Origin of the sequence: [Clostridium] symbiosum ATCC 14940, assembly GCF_000466485.1 — a bacterium.
Classification (GTDB): domain Bacteria; phylum Bacillota; class Clostridia; order Lachnospirales; family Lachnospiraceae; genus Otoolea; species Otoolea symbiosa.
Map to the genome: position 1 here is coordinate 7,895 of NZ_KE992889.1, position 9,345 is coordinate 17,239.

At 47.5% G+C, this 9,345-nt stretch carries 7 protein-coding genes; all 7 read right to left on the reverse strand.

Annotated features, from left to right (window positions below; genetic code table 11):
• Positions 1-693 precede the first annotated feature (693 nt).
• Positions 694-1,656: an ABC transporter permease gene (locus tag CLOSYM_RS09190; protein WP_003498296.1), complete on the reverse strand. Its 963-nt coding sequence runs from the start codon at positions 1,654-1,656 to the stop codon at positions 694-696.
• The gene (locus tag CLOSYM_RS09195) at positions 1,657-3,174 is read right to left on the reverse strand and encodes a sugar ABC transporter ATP-binding protein (RefSeq protein WP_044902298.1); all 1,518 of its coding nucleotides are present in this window, start codon (positions 3,172-3,174) and stop codon (positions 1,657-1,659) included.
• Between the two features lie 98 nt (positions 3,175-3,272).
• On the reverse strand, positions 3,273-4,271 hold the full coding sequence (locus CLOSYM_RS09200; RefSeq protein WP_003498301.1) for a substrate-binding domain-containing protein: 999 nt from the start codon (positions 4,269-4,271) through the stop codon (positions 3,273-3,275).
• 80 nt (positions 4,272-4,351) lie between these two features.
• Positions 4,352-5,209, reverse strand: a complete 858-nt coding sequence (gene fba / locus CLOSYM_RS09205; protein WP_021641901.1) for a class II fructose-1,6-bisphosphate aldolase — start codon at positions 5,207-5,209, stop codon at positions 4,352-4,354.
• A gap of 15 nt (positions 5,210-5,224) precedes the next feature.
• Positions 5,225-6,154: a 1-phosphofructokinase gene (gene pfkB / locus CLOSYM_RS09210; protein WP_003505786.1), complete on the reverse strand. Its 930-nt coding sequence runs from the start codon at positions 6,152-6,154 to the stop codon at positions 5,225-5,227.
• 59 nt (positions 6,155-6,213) lie between these two features.
• Positions 6,214-7,989 carry a dihydroxyacetone kinase subunit DhaL gene (dhaL, locus tag CLOSYM_RS09215; RefSeq protein ID WP_044902299.1) on the reverse strand — a complete coding sequence of 592 codons (1,776 nt, stop codon included), beginning with the start codon at positions 7,987-7,989 and terminating at the stop codon, positions 6,214-6,216.
• Positions 7,990-8,003: 14 nt separating this feature from the next.
• Positions 8,004-8,891 (reverse strand): MurR/RpiR family transcriptional regulator, encoded by an 888-nt coding sequence (locus CLOSYM_RS09220; protein WP_009297750.1) that lies wholly within the window; start codon positions 8,889-8,891, stop codon positions 8,004-8,006.
• Positions 8,892-9,345: the final 454 nt, after the last annotated feature.

Genomic DNA, 9,345 nt, shown 5'->3' on the forward strand with positions numbered 1-9,345 from the left:
CGCAGACTTTATCTTCCCCTCCGCCCCAAGGCCATGTTTTCGCCGGGACGATAGACTCCGTCGGGTGTATCGGCCCCGTCCGCTGGCCTGCGGCCGCTGAGTTGTCTCACGCGTTAAGTGCGGGCGGATCTTGTCGCGGTCACCAAGAGCTTCCGTGTGCGGGAAATACGATATGCCTACAATGCGCCTTGATAAAAGAATTGCGCTGGATTTGATATCGGCCTGCCGGAAACACATAGTGGCCGCGACAGGGTCATCCCCATTTAAGGTTAGAGACAATCAGCGTCCGGAACGGACCATGTCCGGTGTCGCAAAAATCTTCGCCTGAGTCTTCCGTCCCCGACAATAGCCTGACCTGGGGAAGTAGGCGGAATCAATTGCTGAGGGGACATGGGAGTCCGCCGGTGCTTAGCGAGGTCCTTCACGAGCCTAGCATCCCGATGCGCACTCCAAAGAGTGCAAACGGTCCCCGCAGCAATTCATTCCGGCCGAATTCCCCCCTCACAACCAAACGCCCACGGGGACGGAAGACTCAGCCCGCCCCCTCACCACACCGGACATGGTCCGTTCCGGACGCGTCCTCCTACCTCCGTCTTCAATTACAAAACGGCGCCCGGTAAATAATTACCGGACGCCGCAGACTATAGACAAAGCGGCTCTGGGTTGCAAATCCCAGAGCCGTTTATCAAAACATTACTTTCTGAACTGGTCAATAATGACAGCAACCAGGATGATAGCGCCCATTGCCACCGTCTGCCAGTATGAAGAAACGCCCAGTAAGCTGAGGGCATTGTTGATAATACCGATTACAAACAGACCGACCACGGTCTGAGGGATTCCGCCGCGTCCGCCGGACATGCTGGTTCCGCCCATGGCTACGGCCGCAATGGCATTTAGCTCATAGCCTGTTGCCGCTGTCGCCTGTCCGTTTTGAAGCTTGGAGGCCAGCACAAGTCCTGCTAAGGCTGCCAGAATACCGGAAATCACGTAAACAGAAAACCGGGTCATGGTTACATTGATACCGGTCAGCTTTGCAACCTCCTTATTGCTTCCCACTGCATAAATATAACGGCCGAAGCATGTTTTAGAGAGCACCAGATAGGAGAGCCCAATTACAATAACCATTAATACAATTGATACGGGAATAACTCCGATGCTGCGAAGTCCCACCCATCCGAAGCTGTCCGGCAGGCCAAACACTGGTTTGGCATCGGTAAATACGTAAGCAAGTCCCCTGGCTGCATTCATCATGGCCAGTGTGGCAATAAAAGGCGGAACGTTCAACTTGGCAATACAAAAACCGTTGATAGAACCGCAGATTGTTCCGACCACAACTGCTGTTACCAGTATCACAGCAATACATGCCGCAATACCGGCATCCGGCATCTGCTTAATCAGGCTGGCTCCGGCCACACCTGCGATTGCTGCCACAGAGCCTACGGAAAGGTCAATTCCGTCTGAGAGGATGACAAATGTCATACCGCAGGCAATCAGGGCATTAATTGACACCTGAATCAAAATATTCATCAGATTGCCGCCCGTGGCGAACCGAGGCACCCCGATCATACAGGCAGCAAACAGAATTACTGCAAAAAATAACATTGTATTATTAACAGCAAACGCTTTCACTTTGCTTTGTGTTACTTGACTGCTCATTTACTTTTCCTCCTGATTCGTTCCCTTGCTGGCAAACTGCATAACCCGTTCTTCCGTAGCTTCATCCTGATCGAGGAATCCGGTTACCACTCCTTCCCGCATAACCATAATGCGGTTTGAGCATCCAATAATTTCAGGAAGCTCCGAGGATACAAGAATGATACTTCCCCCGTTTTCAACAAACTCCTTCATCAAAGCGTAAATCTCCGATTTTGCATTGACATCAATTCCCCTGGTCGGCTCATCCATGATTAGAATCCGTGACTTGGCCAGCAGCCATTTGGCAATGACCACCTTCTGCTGGTTTCCTCCCGAAAGATTCTTAAGCAGCGCCAGCTCCGACGGTGTCTTAATCCTCAGCTTTTCTATATATGACACTGACTCCTGCTTTTCCCAGCCAAAGTTGATAAACCCATGGTTGGAGTTGGCAAAAAGCGATGCCAGTGATGTGTTTTCCTTTACATTTTTCTCCAGTAAAAGGCCCTGCCCCCTTCTGTCTTCAGGGATTAGGCCAAGTCCTTTTTTAATTGTATCCTTGGGCGTTTTCGCCTTGTATGGCTTTCCATCCATCAGGCACTCCCCGCTGTCATAAGGATCCGCTCCAAAGGCAGCCCGCATGACCTCTGTGCGCCCTGCGCCAATCAGACCGGCCACTCCCAGGATTTCTCCCTTATAGAGCTTAAATGACACATTGTTAAACATTCCGGCTCTCGTTAAGTTCCGGACTTCAAATACGATTTCCTTTGTTTTTGGCGGCTCCGGTTTAAAATAATAGTTGGAAATCTCGCGTCCCACCATCATTGCCACCATTTTATCCTCTGTCACCTCACTGACCGGTACGGTATCCACCAGCGTTCCGTCGCGAAGAACCGTCAGCGTGTCTCCCATCTCCAAAATTTCTTTTAACCGGTGGGAAATATAAATGATAGCTACATTCTCGCTTTTCAGCTTTCTCATTACCTTGAAAAGCGCCTGTACCTCATGATCGGAGAGGGAACTGGTCGGCTCGTCCATAATAACCATCCTGCTGTTCTGGGATACCGCCCGGACGATTTCCACCATCTGCTTTGCCCCGTTATTTAAGTCCCTGATATATGCCTTTGGATCAATATCAATTTCAATAGCTTCCATCAGTTCCTTTGTCTCACGGATCATACGGGCTGCATCGACAAACCCGCCGCTCTTTAACTCCCGTCCCAAAAAGACATTCTCATAAACCCTCAGATCATCAATCACGCTTAATTCCTGATGGATGACGCTGATTCCGAACTTCCGGGCCTGCCTGATATTGGTCAGATGCTCGTTTTTCCCCTCTATTAATACCTCGCCCTCATCCGGCTGGTAAATGCCTGAAATCATTTTAATGATCGTTGATTTTCCTGCTCCGTTTTCTCCAAGCAGGACATGAACCTTCCCGCGGTAAAAAGGGATGGAAATATCCTCCAGAACCTTCACACCCGGAAATGATTTGCTGATATGTTTTAATTCAACAAACGGTGTTTCCTGGACTCCCTGCATCATTCGTTCCCCTTTCTTATCAGAGGGCGCCTCCATGGCTGTCACCAGTCAAAGTCGGCGCCCCCCGGCAATCAGACAATGCTTTCTGTCTGTTTTAATTATTGTGCATTCTCAGCATCGATCATATAAGGGGAGATGAGGATTTCTGCCTCCGGTGTTGCTCCTTCCAGATATGATTTTACAGTGCTCAGTGTGGTCTTTCCAATTGCTACCGGATCCTGAGCAACATCAGCCACCCAGCTGCCGCCTTTTTTGATTTCAGCAATGCCTTCCGGATTTCCGTCGTAACCAATGATCTTTGTATCTGCGCCTGCTGCCGTGATGGAAGATAATGCTCCGATGGCTGCCGGATCGCCTACACAGAAAACAACATCAAGCTGATCATGCTTTAACAGCATATTCTGCATTACGTCGGCCGCTTTCTGCTGGTCGCCGGAATAATTCTGAATATCCACTACCTGGATATCCGGTGCATTGGCCTCCAGATAACCGGTAAATCCTGTTTCACGATCCACACAGCTCTCAATCTCAGAATAAGTAATGACTGCTGCTGTTCCTTTTTTCTCTGTCAGAATCTTTTCAACCAGGTACTGTGCTGCCAGCTCGCCGCCCTTTTTATTATCGGTTGCAATATGGCTTACTGCCTGACCGTCAGATTTAATATCCATGGTAAATACAGGAATGTTCTGAGCCTCTGCCAGCTCAATCATGGATTTGGAACCGGCTGAATTGGTTGGCGCAATTACAATGGCATCAACACCCTTGGTAATAAAATCCTGAACCTGGCTTAACTGTTTGTTGGCATCTCCGGCAGCATCCTGCACATCCAGAGTCCATCCGTACTCAGCCGCCTGCTCTTCCATGGCTGCCTGGATATTGTTAAAAAATACATGTGTGCTGTTTAACAGGCTGACACCAACTGTGATATCTTCTGCCGTCTTTGCTTCAGCCCCGCCTGTAGCTTCTGCTGCCTCTGCTTCTGCTGCTTTGGTTGTTTCAGCTGCCTTCGTTGTTTCTGCTGTCTTACTTCCGCCGGAGCAGGCTGTCAGCGATACCGCCATCATAGCTGCCATAGCAAGTGCCATCATTTTTCTCATTGTTTTTTTTCCTCCTTGATTGCATTAATATAGTTATTATGTGAACCCGGAGCTTTTCCCCCGGATTACGCCCACTGCTCTTATCCTTCTCTTCCCTGGCAGTTTAACACCTCAAGCTTGTGAAGCACCAGCTTCTTTACAGCCTCTCTGCCGGCTGCCCCATATTTCTTTGGATCATAGGTATCCGGATTCTCCTTTAAGTACGCCTTTACGCCTTTGGAGAAAGCGTCTCTCAGCTCTGTTGCAAAATTCACCTTGCAAATTCCAAGTCCTGTTGCCCTCTTTACGTCTTCGTCCGGAATACCGGATGCCCCGTGAAGCACGATGGGAATTGAAACTCTTTTTCTTGTCTCTTCCAATATATCAAACCGCAGCTTTGGATCACCTTTATAAAATCCATGGGCATTACCGATCCCCACCGCCAATGAATCCACACCTGTCCGCTCTGCAAATTCTCCGGCCTGTTCAGGATCTGTATATGCCTTTTCGCTGTCCTTTACCTCGTGGTTATCTTCCTTGCCGCCCACGGTTCCCAACTCTCCCTCTACCGGGATTCCCATAGCATGGGCCATCTCGGCCACTTTTCGGGAAAGTGTTACATTGGCTTCAAATTCCTCTTTAGAGCCATCGATCATGACAGAGGTGTATCCGGCTTTTAATGCCCTTGCTGCCATTTCAAAGCTGTTGCCGTGATCCAGGTGAAGGGCAACCGGGACAGAAGCCTTTTGGGCCGCTGCGGCGCACATCCCATAGAACATCTCGGGATCTGCATAATTTAAAGTCCCTGGCGTAGTCTGGATGATAACAGGCGCCTTCATCTCCTCAGCCGCCTCAATCACAGCCTGAACCATCTCCATATTTTCTGCATTAAAGGCGCCCACTGCATAACCTTCCCGCTGCGCCTTCAGAAGCATTTCTTTCGTTGTCATCAATGCCATTTTTATTTCCTCCTGTCAAACCTCTACAATACGGACTCTGGAAAGCATGGCCTCCATATCCTCTTTTTCACAAAGCTGTGTCCCCGGATGCAAAAGGGAACCTGTGGCGCAGGCCACTGCATGGCGCAAAAGATCTGTCTCATTCATTCCCTTTTCAATTGCATAACAAAAGCCTGCCACCATGGAATCTCCGGCTCCCTGTATTCCTTTAATATCTACTGTGAGCGGTTCTGCCACATAGACATGCTCTTTGCTTACAAGCACTGCGCCTTGGCTGCCTCTTGAGACACAGACATAGGTTACTCCTTCCTCTATCACTTTCCTGGCCGTCCGGATAATGTCATCCAGATTCTGTACCGCCACCCCGTAGGTGGCGCCCAGCTCGTCCTGATTAGGTTTGATCAGGAACGGCTTTGCCTTAATCCCCTTTTTAAGAAGCTCTCCGGACGCATCCAGAATAGTTTTCAGTCCCTTTTTTCCTGCCTCTTCTATGATTCTTTCATAGATATCTTCTGGAACGCCCGGAGGAACAGAACCATCCACCACAATAACTGACGCCAGATCCATCTGGGTATATAAAAGCTTCAAAAAGCTGTCCACATTCTCCGCTGTTACTGCCGAGCCCCGCTCATTAAACTCGCTCATAACAGAGGTGGCGCAATCAAAGATTTTAACATTGACTCTTAAGCTTCCCTCCACTGGCTCCAGCTTATAACGGCAGCCAAGCCGGTCTAAAAATCCGGTCAGCTTCTTTGTGTCCTCCTGATAATCAAAGCCGGTAGCCAGATTTTCAATTCCCAGGTGCTGTAAAACAAGATTTACGTTGATTCCCTTGCCGGAAATATCGTTTCTCGTCATCAGTACCTTATTAGTCCCGCCATATTGAAATTTTTCAACTTCAATGGTTCTGTCCACACAAGGGTTTAAAGTTACAGTTATAACCATTCTTTCCTCCTGCAGCGTTCGGAAAACGCCGTCGCCGGTTGTTCCGGCTTTTATATATTTTATTTATTCTCACAAATCCACTCATGCATAGAGCGGAATATGATCCAGACGGAGGTTGCCCCCGCATCCTGTAAGCCTATGGCTTTTTCTCCAAAATATCTGGCTCTGCCGAACCGGGCCTTTACTGTCTTTGTATATTCAACACCGTCCCTGGCTCCCTGCTCTGCCTTCCTAAGTCCCTCTTTCATCGTATCCCCGGCTTCTGCCGCTGCCTTTAGTCCATTTACCGCCGGCTCTAATGCATCCACCATGGTCTTGTCTCCGACCCTGGCGCGGCCTCTCTGTTTCAGCGCCTCTAACGCTTGGGAAAAGATCTCATAAAAATCAGTTATTCCGACTGCTTCATGATGCTCCCGCCTGGTCAGTCCGCTGAGAAATACCGTTCCGAACAGAACTCCCGACGCACCGCCCATGGTATCCAGCAGCGTAGTTCCCACGAACTGCAGCACATCCTCTGCAAAAACCGGTTCAAACCCGGGAAGCGCTTTTGCCACCTCGCAGAATCCGCGCTTCATGCCTGTTCCATGATCCCCATCTCCGATTTTTAAATCGATCTCCGTTAAATACGGCTCATTCTCTACAATTTTTTCTGCTACATAGAGCATCATGGATTTTAACTCTTCTCTATTTAAGGTATGGCTGTCCGTCTTCTGTCCTTCCACATTTTGGTTCTCCCGGCGCTGCACTGCCGGCTTCCCTTCAGCCTCTGCCGCATCCGGCCTCTTTGTACTGCCATAAAAGCTCTTTGTGCCTGTCCGGCCAGCTTCTGTTTTATGTACTACCTTTCCCTTCTTAAAAAGCGGAGAATCAGCCGGCTGGTCATAATACCTTCTGTATGCTCCATCCATTCTTAAAAAGGTCAGTGAAAAACCGCCCGCCCCCTGGGTCGGAAAGAGAGAATCCACATAGGAATCATAGACCTTTATTCCCTTTTCCTCTAATAGTTCAAGGCACTTTCTCATTAATGTGTAGGATTCCAGGACTGTAGTGGCCTTATACGGATTTAAAAATACGGCTATCTCCTCTCCTGGTTCCAGATTCATATCTTCCCAAAGCATCTGAACCATCCGCTCCATTACCTCATCCGCTGTGGAGAGAGCAGTTCGTTCTATTCCTTTCTCACCGTTAAAGCCCATACCATACTCCATTTCGCCGTCTGGAAGCTCGTAAGCCGGCTGTCCTGTCTCCAGAATATAGGCCGGTGAGGTTGTGACGCTGACCGTATAAATATTCTTGTTTGCCATACTGGCGATTTCATACACCTCTTCAAGGCTAAGACCTGCCTCAGAAGCGGCGGCGGCGATCTTCACTATCAGGGAGACGCCTGCGATTCCCCTGCGCTCTTCCCGCTGTGTTTTTTCTGCCGATGTGATGTCATCTGATACGTAAATCTGTCTCGTATGGATTCCCTCCATCTCTGCCAAACCTGCAACAAGCTCAAAATTCAGCACATCTCCGGCATGGTTTGTGGCAATACATAAAACGCCTTTTTCATTCGGAACATAACGGATTGCATTTAAAATTGATTTTGCCGTGGGAGCAGCAAAAACATTTCCCAGGGAGCATGCATCTGCCAGTCCTTCTCCCACGTATCCGATGGGCCACGGCTCGTTTCCTCCTCCTGCTCCGATGACGATTGAAACCTTATCCTTCTCATTTTTATTGAGAAGCACATGATATCCGTCCAGCTTGCAAAAACGATCCGGATAGCTTGCAATATAGCCTGCCAGCATCTCGTCTACTACCTGTTCCGGGTTATTAAGCAATCGGTTCATTTTCATGCTCCCTCCTATTTATTAACATGCTCCGTACTGATCTCTTCTGAAAATGCCCTGTAATGGGATAAATTTTCCTTCTCATGCTTTGTGGCCACCATCATATAAAGGCAATCCACCAAAACAAGCTGTGCCACATTTTCGCTGGATGGCTCGTAAAGCTTCCCCATCTTGTCCGAGGCGTAATCATAGGCGCTGAACAACACATAATCAGAATATTGAGCCAGCGGCGAATCCTTTACACTGGTAATTCCCACCACGGTAACTCCTCTGCGTTTGGCGCGCTTTACGCCCTCCACCACAGACTTGCTTTGCCCAAAATTGCTGACTGCGATTAAAAGATCCCCTTCTTTTAAAATAGAAGTAATATTCACAATCTCATGGGAATCACAAAAATCCACAATATAATAGCCAATACGGTACAATCTCGACACCAGAGCCTCCGTTGTGATCTTGGAGCGGCCTACTCCGATGGCCACGATCCGGTTTGCTCTGTCAATTAAATTTGCAACCGGCTCCAAAATGTCAAAATCCATCATATTCCAGGTGTCTTCCAATTCCCGGATGCTTTTTGAAAAAATTGTTTTGCTGACTTCGTAGGGTGATTTTCCTATCGCTTCACCGTTATATACCAGCCTGTCCTTTTCTTCCGGTTTTTCATTCACATTCTTTTCTTCCGTCACTGCCATTTTCAAACGGAATTCATTAAAATTCTTATATCCCAGAAGTTTTACGAAACGGCTGACCGATGCAGTGCTGACTCCGCTTTTTTCTGCAAAATCGCTGGCTTTAAGATAGATAATATCACTCTCTGACGATATTACATAATCGGCAATTCTGCGCATAGCTTCATTCATTTGGGGATAGCGGCTTTTAATCTCAATTAATACTGGTGATGACATATACATTTCCTCTTCTTTTGTAATATAAATGGATTCGATATTTAACCGCTTTATTATACCATGTTTCCGGCGGAATTTAACACACAGCTTTTCTGCGATGAACGCAGAACCTGTTCATTTCCGCCATACTTACAGTCCTCATTTTCGTTCTGAATTTTTGTTTTGTATTTTTGTTTCATATTTTTTTATTTCAAAAAATTAAGTTTCATAAAATTTAGTTTTAGTATAGATCGGAACAATCCTTTTGTCAATATTAAATTATATTTTCTATTTTTTGCTAAGTTTATTGTATACATTTACTCATTTCAAGCTATTTTCTCTTATCCTCCCTCTCTGTTTTCCCTACTTTTTTCTATTTGTTTAAAACTATTTCAGCACTTTAACAGACAGAAATCAAATAATAATATGCATTTACCTATCATTGGAGATTTAGTTAAGCAGGTGAGGACGCCGC